This window comes from Achromobacter sp. F4_2707 (assembly GCF_047501535.1).
Lineage (GTDB): Bacteria > Pseudomonadota > Gammaproteobacteria > Burkholderiales > Burkholderiaceae_B > Yanghanlia.
The window spans coordinates 190934-212315 of the sequence record NZ_JAZDRJ010000001.1; the positions used below are offsets into that span (position 1 = coordinate 190934).

General features: G+C 59.0%; 19 protein-coding genes. 6 read left to right on the top strand and 13 right to left on the bottom strand.

Annotation, left to right across the window (positions count from 1 at the left end):
- The 3 genes from VRY85_RS00905 to VRY85_RS00915 form a co-directional block, all read right to left on the bottom strand.
- Window positions 1-1428, bottom strand: coding sequence for a DUF3482 domain-containing protein (locus VRY85_RS00905; RefSeq protein ID WP_414596711.1), 1428 nt, complete (start codon window positions 1426-1428; stop codon window positions 1-3).
- Window positions 1418-2857: a DUF2868 domain-containing protein gene (locus tag VRY85_RS00910; RefSeq protein WP_414596712.1), complete on the bottom strand. Its 1440-nt coding sequence runs from the start codon at window positions 2855-2857 to the stop codon at window positions 1418-1420. Before VRY85_RS00910 ends, VRY85_RS00905 begins: the two co-directional genes overlap by 11 nt.
- 86 nt (window positions 2858-2943) lie before the next feature.
- Entirely contained in the window at window positions 2944-3192 is a 249-nt protein-coding gene (locus tag VRY85_RS00915; protein WP_414596713.1) for a GlsB/YeaQ/YmgE family stress response membrane protein, read from the bottom strand.
- Between the two features lie 126 nt (window positions 3193-3318).
- On the opposite strand from VRY85_RS00915, the gene thpR reads away from it, so the two are divergent.
- Window positions 3319-3858, top strand: coding sequence for an RNA 2',3'-cyclic phosphodiesterase (gene thpR / locus VRY85_RS00920; RefSeq protein WP_414596714.1), 540 nt, complete (start codon window positions 3319-3321; stop codon window positions 3856-3858).
- 28 nt (window positions 3859-3886) lie between these two features.
- On the opposite strand, the gene VRY85_RS00925 is transcribed toward thpR, so the two are convergent.
- The 6 genes from VRY85_RS00925 to VRY85_RS00950 form a co-directional block, all read right to left on the bottom strand.
- Complete coding sequence (locus VRY85_RS00925; protein ID WP_414596715.1) at window positions 3887-5884, bottom strand: methyl-accepting chemotaxis protein; 1998 nt, start codon at window positions 5882-5884, stop codon at window positions 3887-3889.
- A gap of 135 nt (window positions 5885-6019) precedes the next feature.
- Window positions 6020-7024 (bottom strand): aldo/keto reductase, encoded by a 1005-nt coding sequence (locus tag VRY85_RS00930; protein WP_414596716.1) that lies wholly within the window; start codon window positions 7022-7024, stop codon window positions 6020-6022.
- Between the two features lie 98 nt (window positions 7025-7122).
- Window positions 7123-8037, bottom strand: coding sequence for a LysR family transcriptional regulator (locus VRY85_RS00935; protein ID WP_414596717.1), 915 nt, complete (start codon window positions 8035-8037; stop codon window positions 7123-7125).
- A gap of 93 nt (window positions 8038-8130) precedes the next feature.
- Window positions 8131-8916, bottom strand: coding sequence for an enoyl-CoA hydratase (locus VRY85_RS00940; protein ID WP_414596718.1), 786 nt, complete (start codon window positions 8914-8916; stop codon window positions 8131-8133).
- A gap of 13 nt (window positions 8917-8929) precedes the next feature.
- Window positions 8930-9916 carry a Bug family tripartite tricarboxylate transporter substrate binding protein gene (locus VRY85_RS00945; RefSeq protein WP_414596719.1) on the bottom strand — a complete coding sequence of 329 codons (987 nt, stop codon included), beginning with the start codon at window positions 9914-9916 and terminating at the stop codon, window positions 8930-8932.
- 48 nt (window positions 9917-9964) lie between these two features.
- On the bottom strand, window positions 9965-11152 hold the full coding sequence (locus tag VRY85_RS00950; RefSeq protein ID WP_414596720.1) for a CaiB/BaiF CoA transferase family protein: 1188 nt from the start codon (window positions 11150-11152) through the stop codon (window positions 9965-9967).
- A 266-nt stretch (window positions 11153-11418) separates the two neighbouring features.
- On the opposite strand from VRY85_RS00950, the gene VRY85_RS00955 reads away from it, so the two are divergent.
- From VRY85_RS00955 to VRY85_RS00965, 3 genes are read left to right on the top strand one after another with little or no spacing between them, the layout of a single operon-like run.
- Window positions 11419-11811, top strand: a complete 393-nt coding sequence (locus tag VRY85_RS00955; RefSeq protein ID WP_414596721.1) for a Zn-ribbon domain-containing OB-fold protein — start codon at window positions 11419-11421, stop codon at window positions 11809-11811.
- Window positions 11808-12968 carry a thiolase gene (locus VRY85_RS00960; RefSeq protein WP_414596722.1) on the top strand — a complete coding sequence of 387 codons (1161 nt, stop codon included), beginning with the start codon at window positions 11808-11810 and terminating at the stop codon, window positions 12966-12968. The genes VRY85_RS00955 and VRY85_RS00960 overlap by 4 nt, the downstream gene beginning before the upstream one ends.
- 9 nt (window positions 12969-12977) lie before the next feature.
- Window positions 12978-15074, top strand: a complete 2097-nt coding sequence (locus VRY85_RS00965; RefSeq protein WP_414596723.1) for a 3-hydroxyacyl-CoA dehydrogenase NAD-binding domain-containing protein — start codon at window positions 12978-12980, stop codon at window positions 15072-15074.
- Between the two features lie 141 nt (window positions 15075-15215).
- On the opposite strand, the gene VRY85_RS00970 is transcribed toward VRY85_RS00965, so the two are convergent.
- Entirely contained in the window at window positions 15216-16190 is a 975-nt protein-coding gene (locus tag VRY85_RS00970) for a Bug family tripartite tricarboxylate transporter substrate binding protein (RefSeq protein WP_414596724.1), read from the bottom strand.
- Between the two features lie 404 nt (window positions 16191-16594).
- Here VRY85_RS00970 and VRY85_RS00975 point away from each other — a divergent pair, with 404 nt between their 5' ends.
- Complete coding sequence (locus VRY85_RS00975) at window positions 16595-17551, top strand: cation diffusion facilitator family transporter (RefSeq protein WP_414596725.1); 957 nt, start codon at window positions 16595-16597, stop codon at window positions 17549-17551.
- 80 nt (window positions 17552-17631) lie between these two features.
- On the opposite strand, the gene VRY85_RS00980 is transcribed toward VRY85_RS00975, so the two are convergent.
- The 3 genes from VRY85_RS00980 to VRY85_RS00990 all read right to left on the bottom strand — a co-directional run bounded on the left by VRY85_RS00980 (window position 17632) and on the right by VRY85_RS00990 (window position 19638).
- Window positions 17632-18510 carry a LysR family transcriptional regulator gene (locus VRY85_RS00980; RefSeq protein ID WP_414596726.1) on the bottom strand — a complete coding sequence of 293 codons (879 nt, stop codon included), beginning with the start codon at window positions 18508-18510 and terminating at the stop codon, window positions 17632-17634.
- Window positions 18507-18983: a D-aminoacyl-tRNA deacylase gene (gene dtd, locus VRY85_RS00985; RefSeq protein ID WP_414596727.1), complete on the bottom strand. Its 477-nt coding sequence runs from the start codon at window positions 18981-18983 to the stop codon at window positions 18507-18509. Before dtd ends, VRY85_RS00980 begins: the two co-directional genes overlap by 4 nt.
- A gap of 193 nt (window positions 18984-19176) precedes the next feature.
- Window positions 19177-19638, bottom strand: coding sequence for a DUF421 domain-containing protein (locus tag VRY85_RS00990; RefSeq protein ID WP_414596728.1), 462 nt, complete (start codon window positions 19636-19638; stop codon window positions 19177-19179).
- Between the two features lie 215 nt (window positions 19639-19853).
- Between VRY85_RS00990 and VRY85_RS00995 the strand changes: the two genes are divergently transcribed.
- Window positions 19854-21305, top strand: coding sequence for an SLC13 family permease (locus tag VRY85_RS00995; RefSeq protein WP_414596729.1), 1452 nt, complete (start codon window positions 19854-19856; stop codon window positions 21303-21305).
- Window positions 21306-21382: the final 77 nt, after the last annotated feature.

Sequence of the window (21382 nt, forward strand, 5' to 3'; positions counted from 1 at the left end):
TCACAGGTTTTGCAGGACGGCGGCCAGTTTCTTCACAGTTTCCGCACGGCGTGAAGAGGGCTGGTAGTGGGTAGTTAAGGTCGACCATTCCGGCGTGGCGCGGGCTTCCAGCAGTTCTTCAGGCAGCTTATCTTTGCGCAGCGTTTCAGCCTTGTCTGCCATCAACGTGCTCACATCAATCGGTTCTTGCGCCGCGTGGCCGCGACGTTCCAGGGCGGCTACGAGCGCCAGTTCGCGTATGGCCAGCAGGCGCAGTACTGCATCGTCCACTGTGACTTCCTGATAGCCGCGCATCCGGCCCATCAGGCGCCGCCCCAGCTTGTCGGCACCTTGCCACAGACCACCTGCTGCGGCTCCCAGCAAGGTGGCTGCGCCCAGGCTGATACCCGCCGTAAACATGTCCAGCGTTGCGCCTGCCATGGCGCCTGCAGCCATGCCCTTGCCCACGTGGATACCCATATCTTTCAAGGCTTGTGGGTGGAATAGATCCATGTCCCAGCGCTCGCCTTGTAGGGGCAGAGCATGGTTGGGGAAGTCTGCCGGGCGAAAGTTATAGCGTTTGAGGAGAGCGTCGATCGCTTGCTGTTCGCGCTTGCGCGCGCGTTCGCGCAGCGTGGCAGCTGCTTTTTCAAGGTCCGCGCTGTCCGGTGGTGATGACAGGCGCAGTGCTGCGATGTCGATCAGCATCTCGGCTACCAACGACATGGCCTCCTGATGGCGCTGAAGCCGTTGCTGGGCGATGTCCTGTTTTAGTGCCTTCAGCGTGTGGGCATGGCTGTCCAGCAGCAGCGCCAACTTATCGTAGAGCTGGTCCTCGCCCTCCAGAGGGGGGGCGATTGTGTCAAATTCAACGACTGCATGCAGGCCGAGCCGGGCCATAGCGTCCCGCCATTCATCAATACGCTGATCAGGGCTGTGAGTGAAGTTCAATACCGGCAGCAGAGGGTGGCCGCAGGCGGACAGAATGGCGAGTTCGTCGCGATGTTTGGCCAGTACAGGGTCGCGGGCATCTACAACATAGATACCTGCATCGCATTCCAGAAGTTTGCGCAATACCCGGGCTTCCTGCTCAAACCGTCGCAGGCTTTCGGGGCTGGCCAGAAAGCGTTGTATGCGTGCGGGGCCGTCCAGGCGCTCCCCCGGTGGGGTCAGTTGCTCCAGATAGTCCAGCAGGGCCATGCCATCTTCCATGCCCGGCGTGTCGAACAGCTCGATAGCAGTGGTGCCACCCGCCAGCAGGCGTAACCCTTCCACATGGCGGGTGGTTCCGGGGCTGTCCCGCACTTCGCCGAAGTCGGGGTTGCGGCTCAGGGTACGCAGCAGCGACGTTTTGCCGGTATTGGTATGGCCAACAACGGCCAGCCGCAGAGGCTGGCCCGGCGAGGCTGTGATTGCAGTGATGTCGATAATGGGGGAATCAGGAGTCATGTCGGGTGCTCGCCTGTCCGCCAGCGGGCGAATGTGCCGCCAACCACAACAGGCCTGCTGCGGTATCTATTTGGATGTTTTCCGGGCTGAAGCCCGCCTGCAACAATTGCCGTTGCCATTGTTCTTGACGAGCAGCGGGCTGGCCGCCAGGTAGAAGCGCCACTTGAAGATCATGTGACAACGAAGCGAGCTCCGCCAGCAATGCCAGTGTGCCGCGATCGGGGGTCTGGCGGGCGTCGCAGCAGACCAGCAACCTTTGCGCGGGTTGAAGACGCAAGGCATCAAGCACGTGGCGGCGCTGTTCGCGTGTGTCGACGACTCCCAGGTCAGTGATTTCAGGCGCCAGCGTTTGCGGCGGCCATGGCAGGTCGGCGGGCAACTCCAGCCCCATCAGGCAGTATTGCAGCGTGCCACCAGCCTGGTGTGCCGGCTGAATGTCCGGCACCACGGCGCAGGGCGCGGGTGCGTCGATGCCGGCGGCTTCACTGGCAGGCATGAGTCGGTCGTAGAGTTCGGCGATTCCAGGCAGGGCAGGGTCAATGGCGAGTCGGGCTGAGCGGCGGCGAAAGATCAAGGTGCTGAGAATCAACGCCACAATACGCGGCAGCAGGCCGTATACGACTACGATGCCGATCAGCCAGACCGACCAGACGGCGTGCGCCGCTTCAGGCAGCGTATCTAAACCGCTGCTGCTGCGTATCATGTCGGCAGCGGGTTGCGGAAAACCCAGCCATGAAGGTAGCCAGCCCAGCCCCTGCACCAACGCAACAAAGGTGTCAGGCGATAGCAGGGTGGTTTCCCATTGAAAGGTGTAGCGGCGCGTGGTCAGCATGCCCAGCAGCGTCAGTAGCGCACCGGCCAAAGCGAGCGTCCAGAACCAATGGCTCAGTATGCCTGCTCCCCAGCGCTGCAGGCGTTGACGGGCTAAGAGTTCTAGCAAGGCGCGCGGCAGCAGAGCGGCGTCCGGCCCGCGTGCCAGTTTACGTGTCAGTCTGAGCCAGGCGCTGCTCAATAAGCTCGCCGAGCTGCCTGCCTGCATGCCAAAGCTGGCCACCCACAATAGAAAGGCCACCGTGTTCAGGCCTAGCAAAGCTACTACGGCAGGCGCCAGATTGACGGCCCCGCCGCGCCCTAGGGCGCCCGCAGCGGCGCCGCAACCAATGAGGAATGCAACAGCGGCGAACAACAGCAGCGTTAGCCGCGCCATCATGCGCCAATGGTTCAGGGTGTCGTTCAGGCCTTCGCGCTGGGCGAGCAGCCGGGAGCGGGTGAGCAATCGGTTGTCGAAGTTGCCGCCATGCGCGCGGGCGCGGCCTGTTTCTGAGGAATCCTCCAGCGGCCCCCACAAAGATTCACGCAGCCGTAAAGTTTCGGTGATCCAGTGATCGTTGAAGGTGTATGTCATGGAGCCGCGCTGCGCCTCAGGCATTATTTATCCAAATAAGCCCCATTTTATTGCATGGGTGGGTGACGCCCGCCCCGGTGTGTGGGGCAGGCGCCTTCCGAAACATAAAGTCAGCGCTTTTTGGTGATCAGGCCGTAGATGAAAAGCACGATAATGGCGCCGATAATCGAGCCTATCCAGCCCGCCCCTTCTCCTGGCGCGTAAAGCCCCAGGGCACTGCCAAGATAGCCGGCCACAAAGGCGCCGACAATGCCCAGGATGATGGTCATGATGATGCCCATCTTCTGGTCTCCCGGCATGATGGCGCGGGCGAGCAACCCGACAATCAAGCCAACAATAAGCATACTGATAATACCCATGCCTTTCGTCCTTGGTTTAGTGAATGACTCCTGCATGATAAGGTTCTTGGGGAGCAGATATACCCACAGTCCCCTCAATATTGCATTTCTTTGCAACTTCAGTGACATAAAAACCGCAGGCTTGTCATGAGATTATTCTTTGCGTATTGGCCTTCGCCGTCAAAGGCCGAAGAGATGGTCCCCTGGGTAGAAGGGGCCCATGCGTTGTATGGTGGGCGAATGATGCGCACCGACACCCTGCATATGACGCTGGCGTTTCTGGGTCCGGCTGATGAAACCGCGACGCAACGGCTGGTTACGGCCTGCCAAGAATGGACTCTGCCGTCGGGTTCGATGGTTTTGCGCGAGGCCGGGCGCTTTAGCCGGGCAAAGGTGGTGTGGCTGGGGCCGTCAAGCGCAGACCCGACATCGCTGGAGTGGCTCTACCAGGCGAATCAGCAGCTTTGGGCGTATTTGGCGCCTCTGGGGTGGTCGTCACGTGAGTCTGCCTTCCGGCCCCACGTATCTTTGTTGCGTAATGCAGGTCGGGGCCCGCTTGAGGCCCTGCACGGGCCTGAGGTTCACTGGACGCCCGGGCGCTGCGTTCTGGTGGGCTCCCGCCCCACCGAAGCGGGCAGCCGTTACACCATGTTGGCCGAGATTCCCCTAGTGCACGCGGCACCCTGATACCAGGGGGATTCTGAGCTTTTCGTATCTATCCCCGCCTGCTGGACGGCAACATCGGAGCAGAGTGGTGGTACTCCCTTTCCTGGGTCTGGGCTTGGCCTGGTAACTGGAAAGTACTGACGGCCTGTACCAGCAGTTCTGCTTGTTCGCGCAGAGCGGCTGCAGCGGAGGCGGCCTGTTGCACCAAGGCGGCGTTCTGCTGGGTGGCATCGTCCATCTGTCCGACAGCAAGATTGACCTGCGCAATGCCCGAACTCTGCTCTTGGCTGGCGACGGCGATTTCGTTCATGATTTGGCCGACCTGCTCAATGCTTTGCAGCACTTCGCGCATGGTCTGACCCGCTGCATCAGCCAGTTCGCTGCCCGCGTTAACCTCTTCAGCCGACTGATTGATCAAGTCGCGGATCTCGCGAGCGGAGTTTGCCGAGCGCTGCGCCAAACTGCGGACTTCAGAAGCTACAACAGCAAAACCTTTACCTGCCTCACCCGCGCGTGCAGCTTCTACGGCGGCGTTCAAGGCCAGAATATTGGTCTGGAAGGCGATGCCATCAATAATGCCGACAATTTCAGTGATATGCGAGGACGTTTCACGGATGGCGCCCATCGTGGTGACAAACTGCTCCACTGCTTGGCCGCCTCGCCGCGCCACTTCTGTGGCATCGCGTGTCAGAACATTGGCGGTCGTTGCGTTGTCGGAGTTCTGTGTGACGGTGCTGGTGAGTTGCTCCATGGAGGCTGCGGTTTCTTCCAGGGCGGCCGCCTGGGACACGGTGCGCTCCGATAAATCGTTATTGCCCGAGGCAATTTGTGCGGCGGCTGCAGCGATGTTGTCTGTAGCGCCTCGAACTTGCGTGACGATGCCAACCAGGCTGCCGGTCATGTTGTTCAGGGCTTGCAACAATTGTTGGGACTCATCCGTGCCATTAATAGGGGCGACCGTCGTGAGGTCACCACTGGCGACAGTGCGGGCCATGTTGAGCGATGTGCGCAGCGACACAATGGCGCTTTTGGTGAGTAGGACAGCCAGCCAGAAGGCGATGATGGCAAGGACGGTAAGGCCGCCCAACAGCAGCAACAATTGGTTTCGAGCGTTGTCGGCGCGTTCTTGTAATAGCGTGTCAAGAACATCAGCAACCTGCCTGGCCAGCCCGAACTGGGCGTCGATAGGCGTGGTCATGGCGCTGAAGTAATTGCTTGAAGGGTAGCTAAGCGTTTCGGCGGCGATAACTTCGCGTTGTGTCAGCGCCAAAGCATCACGCGTGCTGGAACTTGCTTGGGAGACCGAGGCGGCCAGCTCCGTTTGGATGAAGGGGCTGTTGCGCATGGCCGTGGCCAGGGTGGCATCCCAGGCTTGTAACCTGTCTTGGGAAAGCGCATTTAACGCTGCTGTGCGTTGGAGGTCGGCCATGGAAGCGTTCCCGCGCGCCAGCAAGCCGGAACTGAAGCCGCGGGCTTGCCCCAGATACTCCGTTAGAGGAGGCAGGCTGCTGAACAGGCCGTTGATAAGGGGGTAAGTGTCCGGGCTGCTGTCTAAGTCCAGCCCTGTCACAGACACGATGTCGGCCAGCACCGCCATCTGCCGGGCGATGATGCCGGTATAACTGCTGAAACTCTCGCCGGCGGCAATATTCTTGGCTCGTGCCCGGTCGGCCAGACTGTTGATTTGCCCGCGCAGGTCGCGCAGTTGGTCGATGGTTTGCTTCTCTACGCCGGCCGCCGCCATTTGCGCTTCAGCCTGATCATGGGCGGCTTGCAAGGCATTCAGCGCATTGTTGAGGTTGGCGGAAGCGCCATCGTTACCGTTTAGAAAGGCGTTCGACAAGCCCCGGGCTTGCTGGCTGAGGCGGATGATTTCCAGAACCTGGGTGGCAGGCTCAAGATATTCTGCGGCAGCAGATGCTTGACGTGCGCTGACCACCTTATCGTAGACCACCATGCTGGTGGGAATCAGTGTTACGAGAACAACCAGGATGCCGATAATTGCGTATTTTTGCGCAATCGGGAGACGATTCAGGAAAGCCTGCATGACCGTGATAAGCCCGTTTATTAAGAGAAATGTTTCGTAGCAGGCAGTATAGAGTTATCGGCTGTTTATTGCCCTTAATATCCCTGCCATATTTAATGGAACGGGCTTGGCTCGGTTTAATGCAGTCGGTGAAACTCAACGAGGGATGCGGCCGCTGACGCGGTGAGCGGGGTCGTGGTAACCGTGAGTGGATGAATAACCGGGGCTGACCAACTCATCGACGAAGGCTTCGTCTTCGGCATTCAGCTTAAATTCCAGAGCGCCCATGTACGCACGCCATTGCTCAAAGGTGCGCGGGCCTGCGATGGCAGAGGTTACCAGTGCGTTGTTCAAGACCCAGGCCGTGGCGAAATCGGCCGTGCTGTGGTTACGCGCTGCAGCGCGTTCGCGCACTGCATTGGCAACCACCAGTGATTCCGCACGCCATTCGGTGGCAAGAATTCGGCGATCGGAACGGGCGACACGGGAATCGGCCGGGACATCTTCCATGCTGTGGTATTTGCCTGTCAGTACGCCGCGTGCAAGGGGGCTGTACGAAATTACGCCCATGCCGTATTCATGCGCGGCAGGCAGTTGTTCTTGTTCGGCAATTCTGTTCACCAGGCTGTAAACCGGCTGAATAACGGCAGGTGCGGCCATGCCAAGCTGTTGCGCCATGCGCACCGTTTCGGCAATGCGCCAGCCCCGGAAATTCGATACCCCGTAGTAGCGCACCTTGCCTTGTCGCATGAGGTCGTCCATGGCCCGTAAAGGTTCTTCAAGAGATTGGCCGGGGAAATCCCTGTGCAGGTAGACGATGTCCAAATAATCGGTTTCCAGGCGGCGCAGGCTGGCTTCCACCCCTTCTATCACCCATTTTCTGGAAAAACCGTGTTGATTAGGGCCGTCGGCCATGCGGTTGCCGACTTTGCTGGCCAGCACCCAGTGATGACGTTCACCAGCGATTGCCTTGGCAAGCACTTTTTCGGTTTCACCGTTGTTATAAACATCGGCGGTGTCCATGGAGTTAATACCGTGGTCCCGCGCATCGTGGACGATGCGCAAGGATTCGGCAGCGTCGGTGGCGCCGCCGAACATCATGGTGCCAAGTGTAAGAGGGGAAATCATCAAGGGGCTGCGGCCCAGATTACGGTATTCCATGATCAGTTGCCTCCTGTAGGTGGAAGCCACTGAGCATAGCACCGCAGGGGGCGCGCATGCCGGGTATGGTTTTGATCTCCTGTGTCAAAAAGCCGGAGCTAATGTTCGTCGCGAGTGGCGGCGACTTGAGGGTCATTCAGCAAAATGCCGGCGAATTCGCGCACCAGGTCGGCTTGGCCAGGTTCGTTGGCATGAACGAGATACAGCTCGCGCGCGGCCCATGGGTCGGTGAGGGGCAGGGCGACGACCAGTCCCTGGCGGGCGGCTTCCTGTGCTGTGCTGAAGGGAACGACGGCAGCGCCCACCCCCGCCTGGACCATGTAGATCAGGGCGCTGAAGTTGTGTACGTGTACACGCACCTGCATGGGCAGGCCCGCAAGCCGGGCCTGATGGCTGAGATACAGAAAATTGCTGCTGTTGCGATCCACGGATACCAGGTCGTGGGCCAGCACATCTGCAAAGGCCGTGCTGGCGGCATGGGTCAGAGGATGGCCCGGCTGCACCACGCAAACCAGTCTATCGACGGCATAGAGTTCGCGGCGTAGGCTGGGGCGCTCTTCCAGCCCTGCGCCCACGCCGATATCCGCCTGGCCTTCTTCAATGGCCTGGCTGATGGTGGGGCTTTCCTGTTCTTTCAGGTCAACATTGAAGTTGGTGTTGGTGGTCAGGAAGCGGGCCAGGCTGGGGATGATGAAACTATTGAGAGAACTGCTGTTCACCAGCAGCCGGACACTGCCGCGCAGGTTTCGGGAATAGGCGCCCAGCTCGGCGTGCATGGTCTGCACATCGGCCAGCAGTTTCCTGGCATGCCGGGCCAGCACTTCGCCAGCCGGGGTCAGCGACATGCCTTTGGGTGTGCGTATGAACAGCGGGCTGCCCACGGCGTATTCCAGGTTTTTCAGGCGATAGCTGGCCGATGAGGCGGTGAGGTGCATGGCGGCCGCGCCCGCCGACAGGTTGCCAGCCTCGGCGATGGCCTGGAACAGCCGGAGGTCTTTCAGTTCGTAGTGCAAACTCGTTCCTTTCCGATAGAGGCTGGAAGGCTCCAGCCTCTATGATCGTAACGACTTTTTCCTGTGGCCGCATGTGCGGCCTGGGCGGCGGCGTCAGCGCGACTTCTGCTTCTGAGCCTGAACGAATTCGCCCATATAGCGTTGCGGCTCGCCTGTATCGAATGCCTGCGCGAACTCTTTTACGCCATTAAGAATGGATGTTTCCAGGGGCTCCTGCTCCCATTCGCGCAGCAGGCGTTTTTGCTGGGCGACGACAACGGGGCCGAAACCGGCCATCAGCTTTGCCACCCGGTCGATTTCCTTGTCCAGCTCATCGGCGGGCACGACGCGGTTAAGCAGGCCGTATTCCAGGGATTCCCCGGCATCCAGGATTTCCCCGGTCAGCAGCAGCCAGTTGGTGCGGGCCTGCCCCACAATGCGCGGCAGCAGCGCGGCATGGATGATGGAAGGGATGCCCACTTTCACTTCAGGCATGCCCAGCTTGGCCTGGTCGGAGCCGATGCGCAGGTCGCAGGCCAGTGCGAATTCCAGCCCGCCGCCCAGGCACCAGCCGGGAATGCGCGCGATAACAGGCACTCGCAGGTGGCGCACATCATCGCAGAGCTGACGCAGTTGGTCGATGAAGGCTTCAGCGCTGGTCTTGTCGAGATCGGCCATTTCTTTGATGTCCGCGCCCGCGATGAAGGCCTTGTCGCCATCGCCGCGCATTATCACCACCCGCACATCGTCGTTCTCCGCTATTTCAGCCAGTGCGACCCGCAGGGCTTTTATGACGGGTGTGCTGAGGATGTTCAGGCTGCCCGCATTGGCCATGCGCAGCGTGGCGATACCCTGTTCGTCAATGGTGAGTTGGGCGTGATTTTCCCGGTTCTGAGTCATTTGAATATTCCGTTCAGAGTTTCTCGAAGTTGATGTCGGCCACGACTTTTTGCCAGCGCTCGTTGGTTTCCTTGATCATGCGGCCAAAGTCTTCACGCGATGTGTAATCGGGAATGGCGCCCTGCCGCTCCAGTTGCTCAATAACTTCGGGGGTCGATAATGCTTGCTTTACTGCCTGGTTCAGGGTGTCGAGAACATCGTCCGGAACGCCAGCCGGGGCGGCCAGACCATACCATGAAGGGGTGTTGAGTTCGGGATAACCGACTTCCGCATAGGTTGGAATATCAGGGAACTGAGGCACACGCTCAGGGGCGGCAACAGCCAGGCCGCGCAGAGTGCCAGCTTCGATATGACCGGCGGATGATGGCAGATTGTCGAACACAACATCAATCTGGCCCGCCATCAGGTCGGTCAGCGCCGGGCCCAGACCCTTGTACGGCACGTGCAGCATATCTGTCTGGGTGGCGCTCTTGAAGCGCTCGCCAAACAGATGGCTGTAGCCGCCATTACCCGACGAACCGAAGGTGTATTTCTCAGGGTTGGCTTTCAGCTCTGTGATGAGTTGTTCAAAAGACTGAATGGGTGAGTTGCCGCTTACGTCCAGCACACCCAGCACATTGGCAAGATTGCTGATGGGAGCGAAGTCCTTGACGGGATCATAGCTCGGCTTGGACTGCACGCTGGGGTTCACCGCGTGCGAGCTTTCCACTGCCATGACGATGGTGTAGCCGTCCGGGGCCTCTCGTGCGGCTGACAGGCTGCCAATGGCGCCTCCCGCGCCGGGACGGTTGATGATAACCACGGTTTGGCCCAGTGCTTCGCCCAGGCGGGGAGCAACGATACGAGCCATTACATCGGTAGCTCCACCAGGAGCATACGGAACGATGAGCTGGATGGCGCGCTCCGGATAGGCTGCGTGGGCTGGGGCTGCGGTAAACAGCATGCCGACGCCGACGGCGGCAAGGGCGGCGGCATAATGCCGCAAAGGTTTGGTGTTCATATGAGATCTCCGTGAATCAGTATGTATATGGCGGGTGCCCGGCCAGAGTCAGGTCTTGTCTCTGACGGTCGGGCTTATCAGAAGGTCTGTGTGCTGACCCAACAAGGGCGGGGGGCGCGTTGCGGCTGCCTGACGGCTGGCGCCGGACAGCATGGGGTTGGCCACCAGCTTCATTTCGCCCAGTATCGGGTGCTGCATGGTCTGCAGCATGTGGCGGTGCCTGACCTGTTCGTCATCGAAGACTTCTTCCAGCGTATTGATGGCGCCCCACGAGATGCCGAGTTTTTCAAGGGCGTCCGTCCAGTATTCGCGTGGGTGCTGGATGATGATGTCGGCCAGCACGGCGCGCAGCGATTCCAGGTTCTGGATACGGGCGCTGTTTGTGCAGTAGAGCGGGTCCTGCGCCAGTTCGGGCCTGCCCGCAAATTCGCAGAAGCGGGTGAATTGCGCGTCGTTGCCGGCGGCCAGGATGAAGTAGCCATCGGCGGCGCGAAAGACTTCATAGGGTGCCAGGTTGGGGTGGGCGTTGCCGCTGCGTTCCGGGTTCTTGCCCGATACCAGGTAGTTGGCGGCCTGGTTGGCATTCATTGCCACGGCCACATCCATCAGGGCCAGATCCAGATACGCGCCTTTGCCGGTGCGGTCGCGCTGAAACAGCGCAGCCAAAATGGCAGAAGTGGCATACATGCCCGTGGTGATATCCACCACGGCCACGCCGGTGCGCAGCGGGCCGGCACCGGGAGCGCCGTCGGGGTGGCCGGTGTAGCTCATCAAGCCGCCCAATCCCTGGAAAATGTAGTCGTAGCCCGGGCGGTGTGATTTAGGGCCGGTTTGCCCGTAACCGGTAATCGACGCATAAACTAGCCGAGGGTTCAACGGCTTCAGGCTGTCGTAATCCAAGCCGTAACGCTTTAGCGTGCCTGCCCGGTAGTTTTCCACCAGCACATCGGCTTCGCGTACCAGTTCCAGCAATTGCCGACGGCCTTCTTCCGACTGGAAATCCAGGCAGGCGGAACGCTTGCCGCGATTGCAGCACATGAAGTAGGCCGACATCGTCTGGCCGTCCGCGCCTTCCTGATAGGGAGGGCCCCAGGAGCGAGTGTCGTCGCCGCTGCCCGGTCTTTCGATTTTGAGAACATCGGCGCCCAGATCCGCCAGGTTTTGCGTACACCATGGCCCGGCGAGAATGCGGGACAGGTCTATAACTCGTATGCCTTGAAGTGCGTTTGCGATCATGTTTGTTTCCGAAGATGCTGTGTTTCAGTCTACGGTGGCGTTCTGTTCCGATCCAGTTCAATTCTTCAAAGGTGACGTTCGAAATCCCTATACGCTCAAGGCTTGACACCGCGAACCGCATTCGATGAAACCCAAAGAGAGCTTCGAAGAATTCGGATGGTCAGCCTTCCTGAGCCTCCATAAAATGGGTTGTCGCCTGTCGGAGCAAGGCGGATTTCATTCATAAATAAAATGGAGAGCGCGCCTTTCCCGGCGGTGCTCACAGCATGAACCCTACAGATACAGATTCGTCGTTCAGTGCGGAACGATATTATTTTTCTCAGCTCGCACAAGGTCGGTTCACCGTCCCCAAATGCCGGGCGTGCGCGCAGCTGCATTTTTTCCCCAGGTTGGTGTGCCCCCATTGCGGTTCGGATGATTTGCAGTGGGCCGAGCCCAGCGGGGAAGGCGAGGTGTATTCCACCACGATTGTGCGGCAAAAAACGGGCGACTACACCGTTTGCCTGATCAACCTGGCGGAAGGCCCGCGCCTGATGAGCCGGGTGGTCGATGTGCCGCCTGAAGAGGTGCATATCGGCATGCGGGTCAAAGCCAGGATAGACATCATTGATGACCAGCCTTTGTTGGTATTCACGCCTTACGGGGAGGGGCAGGCATGATGCGTAGTTATCGGGGTTCAACAGCCATTCTGGGTACGGGCATGGCGGGGCTGGGCGACTGCGGCGGGCGCAGCGAGCAGGAAATCATTGCGCAGGCGGCCCGCCAGGCGGTGCAAGCCAGCGGCCTGCGCATGCAGGATATTGACGGCATCATCACGTCTAGCCTGACTTCACCTTGGTGGGTCATGCGCATGGCTGAATATCTGGGAATCCAGCCCAGCTTTTCCGACAGCACCATGTTTGGCGGTTCTTCCTTTATTGCCGACCTGAAAATCGCTGCCATGGCCATTGATTCGGGCCAGTGCCACCATGTACTGATTTGCTACGGGGCAAACCCGCGCAGTGTGCCCAGCAGCAGCGAGATCAACCGCATGCGTGCCATGCTCGACCCGCAGCCTTACGAGCACCCGTACAAGCCCTTCAACCCAGTTTCCAGTTATGCGCTGGCGGCTGCCCGCCATATGTATGAATACGGCACAACGCGCGAACAACTGGCCGAGGTGGCGGTGGCGGCCCGCAAGTGGGCGCAATTGAATCCTGATGCTTTCCTGCGTACCCCCCTCACCGTGGAGGATGTGCTGAATTCAAAAATGATTTCAGATCCGCTTACAGTGCGCGACTGTTGCCTGGTGACGGATGGGGCGGGCGCTTTTGTCGTGAGCAGCGCCGAACGCGCGCGCGACTTGCACGCGCGGCCTATCTACGTCCTGGGAACGGGGCATTCACATTCGCATCGGCAGATTTCTTGTATGCCTGATCTGACTGTCACCCCCGCCAGAGAGTCCGGCCGCGCTGCTTTTGCGGAAGCCGGCCTCAAGCCGGAGGACATCGACGTGGTGGAACTCTACGATGCGTTCACCATCAACCCCATTCTCTTTCTGGAAGACCTGGGGTTCTGCGCCAAAGGAGAGGGGGGCGCTTTCATCAGCCAGGGGCGAATCGAACCCGGTGGCGATCTTCCCATGAACACTAACGGCGGTGGGCTGTCGTTTACCCACCCTGGCATGTACAGTATTTTCCTCGTCATTGAGGCAGTCACCCAGTTGCGCCGCGAGGCCGGGCAGCGCCAGGTTGAGAAGGCGGATGTCGCTCTGGTTCATGGCAATGGCGGCGTGCTTTCAAGCCAAGCGACAGCCATTCTTTCCCATTCCCTATAAGGGCACGTTATGGATATTTCTCTTTCAAGCGCGGTGCGTTACGCCGTGCAGGACAACGTAGCAGTTATCAAGCTGGATAATCCGCCGGTCAATGGTCTGGGCGATACGGTGCGCGCGGGCGTATATGCCGGCGTTGAAAAGGCGCTGAATGATGCAGGCATCCAGGCCATTGTGCTGATTGGCGAAGGCAAAGCATTTTGCGGCGGTGCCGACATCCGGCAATTCAATACGCCGGCTGCTCTCGCACAGCCTATGTTGAAAGATGTCATCGCCTACATGGAAAACAGCGCTAAGCCGATTGTCGCGGCCATTCATGGTTTCGCGCTGGGAGGCGGGCTGGAACTGGCGCTGGGGTGCCACTATCGTGTTGCACAAAAAGGCGCCCTGCTGGGGCTGCCCGAGGTGAATCTGGGCCTGATCCCAGGTGGGGGTGGCACTCAGCGTCTGCCGCGTTTGGTGGGGGCCGCCAAGGCCTTGGCCATGATTCAAGGGGGCAAGCCTGTAAGTGCCGATGAGGCGCTGCAAATCGGCTTGGTGGATGCCGTGGTCGAAGCCCCATTGCTGGATGGCGCCGTGGCGTTTGCGCAGGCGCGTATCAGCCAGGCAGAGCATCCTGTCATCGGCCGCCGCAAAGCATCGGCTGAAGGCGTGGATTTTAAAGCGGCGCGTTCGGGCATCAGGCCCAAAGCACGCAATGCGCTGGCCCAAGGAGTGGCCATTGATTGCGTGGAAGCCGCCACTCGTTTGCCCTTCGCAGAAGGGCTGGTAGAGGAACGCAGGCGTTTCGACGAACTGGTGGCGGGCGATATCTCTAAATCCCTGCGACATCTGTTCTTTGCTGAAAAAGAAGCTCCCCGCATGATTGGCGCGAGCCGGAGCAAGGCGGGTAGCGAGAGCACCATTAAGCGTGTTGGCATATTGGGCGCCGGCACCATGGGCGGCGGGATCGCCATGGCCTGCGCGAATGCCGGTTTCCCCGTTGTGCTGTGCGAACGTGAGCAGGCTGCGCTGGATCGCGGGCTGGCCTTGATACGCAAAAACTATGAAATCACTGCGGCCAAGGGCAAGCTGAGTGCAGCGGATATTGAACAAAGGCTGGCACTGATTTCCCCTAGCCTGGACACCAAAGACTTTGCCGACGTCGACCTGGTCATCGAAGCGGTTTTTGAAGATATGGCGGTCAAGCAAGAGGTTTTCCGCATGCTTGATGCGACCTGCAAGGCGGGCGCGATTCTGGCAACCAATACCTCGCGTTTGAACATTGACGAGATCGCCGCCATTACAAAACGGCCGGAATCTGTTATTGGCTTGCATTTCTTCAGCCCGGCCAATGTCATGAAACTGTTGGAAGTCGTGCGGGGCGACAAGACTGCTCCCGAAGTGATTTCGGTCTGCATGGATTTTGCGCAGCGTATTGGCAAAATACCGGTTCTTGTCGGTGTATGTGAAGGGTTTGTCGGCAACCGCATGCTGACCGGCTACTGGCGCGAGGCCGGGTTCTTGCTGGAAGAAGGCGCCAGCCCGCAGCAGATAGATAGCGCGCTGACCCGCTTTGGCATGGCGATGGGGCCGTTGGCCATGGCTGACCTGGCAGGCATGGATATCAACTGGGCCACCCGCAAACGTCTGGCGCCCACCCGCCCGGCGCATCTACGTTATTCCAAGGTGGCTGATCGCATCTGCGAACGAGGGCGCTTCGGCCAGAAAACAGGTGCGGGGTATTACCGCTATGAAGCCGGCAGCAGGGTGCCTCTGCCAGACCCTGTTGTAGATGAAATCATTCTTGAATGCGCCCGCGAGGCAGGCATTGAACGCCGGGAAATCAGCGATGAGGAAATCGTCGAACGCTGTATGCTGGCATTGGTTAATGAGGGCGCGCAAATCATTGATGAAGGCATTGTGCAGCGTGCCTCCGATATTGACGTGGTCTATGTGAATGGCTACGGCTTTCCGGCCACGCGCGGCGGCCCGATGTTCTATGCGCAGACTTTAGGCCTGGCAAACGTCCTGGAGAAAATCCGGGCCTTGCAAGCCCGCCACGATGATCACTGGAAACCGGCAGCGTTGCTGGAGCGGCTGGTGGCTGAAGGGGCGGAAAAGTTCTGACTTCTGGCTAGGCCGTGCTTTGCATGGCCTGCGTGTGAATCGTTAAAGGTCTGATTCCCGTGGTTTCATGGAATCAGACCTTTTTTGTTCGCATTAGTCAGATAAGACGATGCCGGAGGCTAGCGCTCCGGCGCAAACCGCTTACTCGACTTGGATGTTGGCGTCTTCAACCACCTTGCGCCATTTCGTGACTTCATTCTGTACGAATTCGCGCGCTTGGGCGGGTGTCATGGGGCCGAGTGCATCGCTATTGCTTTGCGACAGGCGTGCCACCATTTCGGGCGAGTTCATGATTTCGTTGGTGGCCTGGTTCAGCTTCTCCACGATCTCCGGATCGGTGCCTGCGGGGGCATAGAAACCCAGCCAAGTGTAGACATCCAGCCCCGGCACGCCGGACTCAGCGAAGGTCTTCAGGTCAGGGAACTGCTTGCTGGGCGTGGCGCTGGCCAGGCCGATGGCGCGCAGATGCCCTGACTCCAGGAAAGATGCAACGCTCGATGCATCCTGAACGCCGACCTGAACCTCGCCCGCCATGACAGCCTGTGTGCCCGGGGCGGCTCCCTTGTAGGGAATGTGTTCCATCGGTATACCGGTAATCAGTTTGAACCATTCGCCGCCAAGATGGGTAGAACCCCCGAAACCGGCAGTGCTATAGGGAATGGCAGTCTGCTTCTTGGCCCAGTCGAGAAACTCTGGAATAGTCTTCGCAGGAACTTCCGGGTTCACCACAATGAGATTGGGCGTACGGGCCAGAATTCCAATTGCTTCAAAATCCTCGACTGGGTCAAACTTTACTTTCGGATTGACGGCGGGGCCGATGGCATGGCCGGTCGCGCTGACCAACAATGTGTATCCATCGTTTTTCTGGCGTGCGACATATTCGGTACCAACCTGCCCTGCCGCGCCAGGCCGGTTTTCCACCACAAAGGTCTGGTCAAACTTCTTGCTCAACTCGGTGGTCAGCCAGCGCGTGACGGTATCCGTCATGCCACCGGGTGCGAACGAAACAACGACAGTGACGGGGCGTTCAGGGTAGGCGGCGTGAGCGGTACTCGTGGCAAAGCCACACACAAGCAGCGCGCTTAAAACGCTGCGGCGAAAGATATTGCGATTCATGGGGTCTCCGTTGCATGACGTGGAACTGGATTGGCGTGCTTTTCAATATGCAGCTGAGTTCTGGTCGTCCGCCAATGCTTCTAGTATGGAGCCGACCCGCATGCGATTTCCATCAGAAATATTCGAACGGAGCGTTTGCTATTCTTGATCAGTCGTTATCCATCTGGCAGGCAGGAATGAATAGGGGGGCACTGTAAGGCGATGTGATCAATGGGCGCTCATACCGTAGGTTGATTACAGGATTATCAATTTTCTATCTATTTTTTAGATCAATATAATCTTTTTCAATCTCATGTATAGGTGGAAAATAACGGTTCTGCCAGCATGCTTATGCACAGATTGTCTGGTTCGCGCCTTGCAAGGGGCGTGCTCCGCAGTTTGAGCCTGGTGCCTTCGTATTTTTTATGTGTCGCCGCTTACATCGCTACTTCGCGCTGTCCTCTGAAGAAAGCATTCTTCGTTTTTCCATGGCTGTTACGCTGTTCGTCACCCTGCTTGGGGTGTTTTTTGGGTTGCTGGCCGCCTCTTTAACCATTCTTTTTGATGCCGTCTACGAACTCGTGGATGTCGTCATGACGGGCCTGGCGCTGCTGGTCGCCCGGCTGATCACCCTCTCCACGTCCGGGGGGATCGTCAACAAGCGCTTGGCAGAGCGTTTTTCCATGGGGTTCTGGCATCTGGAACCCATTGTCCTGGGTGTGAACGGCCTGCTGCTGATGGGCGCCGCGATTTACGGCCTGGTCAGCGCAGTGGACGGCCTCATGCATGGGGGGCGTCAACTGGCTTTCGAGTATGCCCTGGTGTTCGCGGCCATCTCGCTTGTCATCGAGCTGGGCGCAGCCATGTGCGTGACAATCGCCAATCGCCACATCCATTCCGATTTTCTGGCCCTGGATGCCAAGTCGTGGCTGATGTCCGCGGCCATTACCGTGGCGTATCTGTTCGCCTTCGGTTTTGGCCTGGTGGCGCAAGGCACCCGCTACGAATGGTTGATACCTTATATCGACCCGGCTGCTCTGGCGCTGGTTTGTCTGGCGGTGCTGCCTTTGCCTATTGGTACAGTGCGTCGGGCTTTGGCCGACATTCTTCTGGTGACGCCGCCCGACCTCAAACAGCAGGTAGATGCCGTGGCACAGGCTTCGGTGCGGCGTTATGGGTTTGAATCGTTCCGCTCGTATGTGGCGCGGGTGGGCAGAGGTAAGCAGATTGAGCTTTACTTCATTGTGCCGGGCAAATGGCCGGCCAAAACCCTTGAGGAATGGGACCGCATCCGCGATGAGATCAGCGATGCCATTGGCGACGACACCCCCGATCGCTGGCTCTCCATTGTGTTTACCACCGACCCCGAGTGGGCGCACTGACCTCGTACCCGGTGCCCGCCTGGCCGAACTGGCTAGGCGGGGCCTGAACGCAAGGCTGGCACTTGGTTAAGTGCCCGTTTTCAGGCATCAATCTGTCCCAGCAACTCTTCATAGCGGGCCTGCACCCATTGCACTGTCTGGGTGGGCATCCAACCCTGGCGCCACAGCATGCGCACTGAAAGCGCCGATAGTGCCAGCGTTGGGCAGTGCACTTGGCGCAGGGGCTTGTCATAGGTGTCGTCCATGCCGACATTGACGGGCAGAATAGCCCAACCCAGGTCATCGGCCACCATCTCGGCAATGCTGTAGAAACTGTCGGCGCGCCAGATGCGGGGGCTGTGAATTTCTTCATGCACGTCTTCAGCGTGCATGACAATCTGACGGTATTTCACCAGATCTTTTCGTTGAACCGTTTCCAGTTGCGCCAGAGGATGGTCGATGGCGACAAAAACCCCCTGGGGAACGGCACCTACATGCTTCTGGTCAAAGCTGGAAGGCAGCACGCCGCGCACAAAATGAAAGGCGATGTTTACCCGTTCGTCTTCCACATAAGCGGCCACTTCGGTGGCTGTGCCGTTTAAGAGAGTCAGCTCCAGATCAGGAAAGCGCGTGGCGATTTCGCGCAGCAATGTGCTGGTTGCGGCGTAGGGCAGCGCTTCGTCCAGCGCAATGGCCAGTTTGGCCTCGCTACCCGAGCTGAGCGCACGTGCACGGTTGTCGAGGGCCTCGGCCTGACGTAGCAGCTCGCGTGCTTCCAGCAGTAGCACTTGGCCTGCGTCGGTGAGTTGGGCGTTCCGTCGGGAGCGATCAAACAACTCGATGTTTAGGTCGGCTTCCAGCAGGCCAATCGCTGTGCTGACGGCAGATTGCGCCTTGCCCAGCAGCCGTGCGGCGCCGCTGAAGGAACCGCAATCGGCGGTGGTGACAAACTGACGAAGCTGTTCGAGCGACCAATTCATTTCCGGGCCTTCGCGGTGCCCGCGACAGCTGCAGGAGTAACGTGTAATGGAATGGTCACCGGGCCGTCGTTCACCAAGCTGACCTGCATATTGGCAGCGAACTCACCCGCTTCCACAATAGGGTGCAGTTCACGCGCCCGTGCTAAGAAATGCTCATATATCGCCCGGCCGTGTTCGGGCGCGGCCGCAGCAGTAAAACTGGGGCGATTGCCTTTGCGGGCGTCGGCCGCCAGAGTGAATTGGCTGACAATCAGCAGCCCGCCCGCCACATCTTGCACGCTGCGGTTCATGCGATCGTTTTCGTCGGAAAAAATGCGCAGCTTCAGGATTTTGGCCAACAAGGTATCAGCCTCGGCGGCGGTGTCGCCGTGTTCCGCACAGACCAGTACCAGCAGGCCGTGGCCGATCTTGCCGATGACTTCTCCTTCGACTTTCACGCTAGCTTCAGAAACGCGTTGCAAGACGCTTAACATGGGTTTTTTTCTCCTTATGTCCGGCTGGAGGGGCGTATTCACCCCGCGCAGCCGGAAATCAATCGGCCGACAAGTTGCGTTCAACCTTGGCCATGTGCTCGATTGGAATAGTAAGTGATGAGGCGGACTCTGAGAACGCAACTGTCGGTTGCCGCTCAGTTATGGTCGCCTGCTAGCCGGAAGTGCTGAGCGCCTATTTCCGCTTGGTCACGTTGATGCTGCCATCCGTTTCAAGAAAGACATACTCCATGTCTTCAAGGTCTATGTCGTTGGCATGCAGCACTTGGTCAATCTCGTTTCTACCGATGCGGTGCGCTTTCATGACATTCTCGAACAGCCTGCCGTTACGACCCAGCAAGACCTCCTGTCCCTCCAGTAAGTTTTCCAGCCGCCGGTTGCGAGAGGCAATATAAGCAATCAAGACGTTCAGGCTCAGGAGTGTGACGGCCACAATCAAGCCGCCAATTAGTGACTCGTCTCCGGCTGTCATTGAGCCCCCTACGGCTTCGCTCAGCAATACCACCACCAAAAGATCGAATGGCGTGAACTGGCCGACAGTGCGCTTGCCTGTCAGGCGTACCAGTATCAATAACGCGAGGTAGACGACCGCCCCCCGAATAATGAATTCCCACCAGGGTGCATGAAGGGTCAGCACGGTGAACGCTCCAGGATGTGTGTTCTTTTAAAGAGTTGCTTGTCGGAGGCATATACCGTGCCGGGGCACGTTAGGCGAACTGGCACGGTCTGTGCTGCGGCTTGTTGAGCACCGGCTTTCGAGTTGCTTATCAGGGCGGGTGCTTGAGGTATTTCAAGAAAGGGTGTGCATATACACGATAAAGTTTTGTATGTAACTTAGGAGAATTACGTACCATGTCTTCAACCGCTGAGAGCGCTGCGGCATCCCGCACCTCATGGGCAGGCCTCTTCATAGGCCTGCTTTTATTTTTAATGTGTGTCGTTTTCCCGCCTCCGGGCAGCCTGTCCCAGGAAGCCTGGTCAGCCACCGGCCTGGCGTTGCTGATGGCTGTATGGTGGGCTACGGAAGCCATACCGATTCCCGCCACTTCCTTGTTGCCCATCCTGCTGATCCCCGTTCTGGGAATCGGCACTTTGGGGAGCGCGACAGCGCCTTATGCCAACTCGGTGATCTTCCTGTTTCTGGGCGGTTTTGTAATTGGTCTGTCCATGCAGCGCTGGAACTTGCATCGCCGGATTGCCCTGAACATCCTGGCGGCCATGGGCAGCAAACCCCGCACGCAGATTGCGGGCATCATGATTGCCACCGGCTTTCTGAGCATGTGGGTGAGCAATACCGCCACCGCCATCATGATGCTGCCCATTGGCCTGTCCGTCGCTGACATGCTGACTTCCGATTCCAGCTCGCCCGAGGAAACAGGCCGTTTCATGACAGCTATGTTGCTGAGTATTGCGTATGCGTCCAGCATCGGCGGTATCGCCACCCTGATCGGCACCCCGCCGAATGCTTTCCTGGCAGCTTTCCTTAGCGATACCTATGGCGTACAGATCGGCTTCGGCCAATGGATGTTGCTGGGCGTGCCGATCGCTGTGGTCATGATGGCCTTCACCTGGTGGTGGCTGACCCGCAAGGGCTTTGACCTCAAAGGAGGGGACACCAGTGGCGCCATCCAGCAGGAACTGGCCAAGCTTGGTCCCATGAGCCGCGGCGAAAAGCTCGTCACCATCATCTTTCTGCTGGCGGCTACCGCCTGGATATTCCGCCCGGTTCTGGCGAACTACATCCCTGGCCTGAATGACACCAGCATCGCCATCGGCGCAGCACTCTTGCTGTTCTCCATCCCTGTGGACGTTCGTAAACGCACTTTCCTGATGGATTGGGAGAGCGCGGGCAAACTGCCTTGGGGTGTGTTGCTGCTGTTCGGTGGCGGCCTGTCGCTATCGGGTGTGATTGGCACCTCCGGGCTAGCGAAGTGGATCGCCGAGAATATGGATTGGGTGGCGACCCTGCCCGGCCTGTTCATGGTGGTTGTGGTCGTCGTAGTGATTCTGGCACTGACCGAACTGACTTCGAATACCGCCACGGCTGCGACGTTCCTGCCCTTGCTGGGCGCGTTGGCCATCGCTCAAGGAATACCGCCTGAGCTGCTGGCGATTCCCGCCGCCGTCGCAGCAAGCTGCGCCTTCATGATGCCGGTGGCTACACCGCCTAATGCCATTGTGTTCGGCACGGGCCATATGCGGATACATTCCATGATCCGCGCAGGCTTTGCGCTGAACATCGCCAGCGTGGTGGTCGTGACCACCCTCTGCTACGTGCTGATCGGCGTGCTTTGGCCGCGTTAAGCGCCACTTTACTCGACGCAAAAATGTGCTTGACGGCGAAACCCGGGTGATCAGGTCATCCGGGTTTCGCCGTTTTG

What these genes read in the sequence shown, in the direction of transcription:
- VRY85_RS00905 (WP_414596711.1), bottom strand. Translation starts at nt 1,428, where the DNA reads ATGACTCCTGATTCCCCCATTATCGACATCACTGCAATCACAGCCTCG.
- VRY85_RS00910 (WP_414596712.1), bottom strand. Translation starts at nt 2,857, where the DNA reads ATGCCTGAGGCGCAGCGCGGCTCCATGACATACACCTTCAACGATCAC.
- VRY85_RS00915 (WP_414596713.1), bottom strand. Translation starts at nt 3,192, where the DNA reads ATGGGTATTATCAGTATGCTTATTGTTGGCTTGATTGTCGGGTTGCTC.
- thpR (WP_414596714.1), top strand. Translation starts at nt 3,319, where the DNA reads ATGAGATTATTCTTTGCGTATTGGCCTTCGCCGTCAAAGGCCGAAGAG.
- VRY85_RS00925 (WP_414596715.1), bottom strand. Translation starts at nt 5,884, where the DNA reads ATGCAGGCTTTCCTGAATCGTCTCCCGATTGCGCAAAAATACGCAATT.
- VRY85_RS00930 (WP_414596716.1), bottom strand. Translation starts at nt 7,024, where the DNA reads ATGGAATACCGTAATCTGGGCCGCAGCCCCTTGATGATTTCCCCTCTT.
- VRY85_RS00940 (WP_414596718.1), bottom strand. Translation starts at nt 8,916, where the DNA reads ATGACTCAGAACCGGGAAAATCACGCCCAACTCACCATTGACGAACAG.
- VRY85_RS00945 (WP_414596719.1), bottom strand. Translation starts at nt 9,916, where the DNA reads ATGAACACCAAACCTTTGCGGCATTATGCCGCCGCCCTTGCCGCCGTC.
- VRY85_RS00950 (WP_414596720.1), bottom strand. Translation starts at nt 11,152, where the DNA reads ATGATCGCAAACGCACTTCAAGGCATACGAGTTATAGACCTGTCCCGC.
- VRY85_RS00955 (WP_414596721.1), top strand. Translation starts at nt 11,419, where the DNA reads ATGAACCCTACAGATACAGATTCGTCGTTCAGTGCGGAACGATATTAT.
- VRY85_RS00960 (WP_414596722.1), top strand. Translation starts at nt 11,808, where the DNA reads ATGATGCGTAGTTATCGGGGTTCAACAGCCATTCTGGGTACGGGCATG.
- VRY85_RS00965 (WP_414596723.1), top strand. Translation starts at nt 12,978, where the DNA reads ATGGATATTTCTCTTTCAAGCGCGGTGCGTTACGCCGTGCAGGACAAC.
- VRY85_RS00970 (WP_414596724.1), bottom strand. Translation starts at nt 16,190, where the DNA reads ATGAATCGCAATATCTTTCGCCGCAGCGTTTTAAGCGCGCTGCTTGTG.
- VRY85_RS00975 (WP_414596725.1), top strand. Translation starts at nt 16,595, where the DNA reads ATGTGTCGCCGCTTACATCGCTACTTCGCGCTGTCCTCTGAAGAAAGC.
- VRY85_RS00980 (WP_414596726.1), bottom strand. Translation starts at nt 18,510, where the DNA reads ATGAATTGGTCGCTCGAACAGCTTCGTCAGTTTGTCACCACCGCCGAT.
- dtd (WP_414596727.1), bottom strand. Translation starts at nt 18,983, where the DNA reads ATGTTAAGCGTCTTGCAACGCGTTTCTGAAGCTAGCGTGAAAGTCGAA.
- VRY85_RS00995 (WP_414596729.1), top strand. Translation starts at nt 19,854, where the DNA reads ATGTCTTCAACCGCTGAGAGCGCTGCGGCATCCCGCACCTCATGGGCA.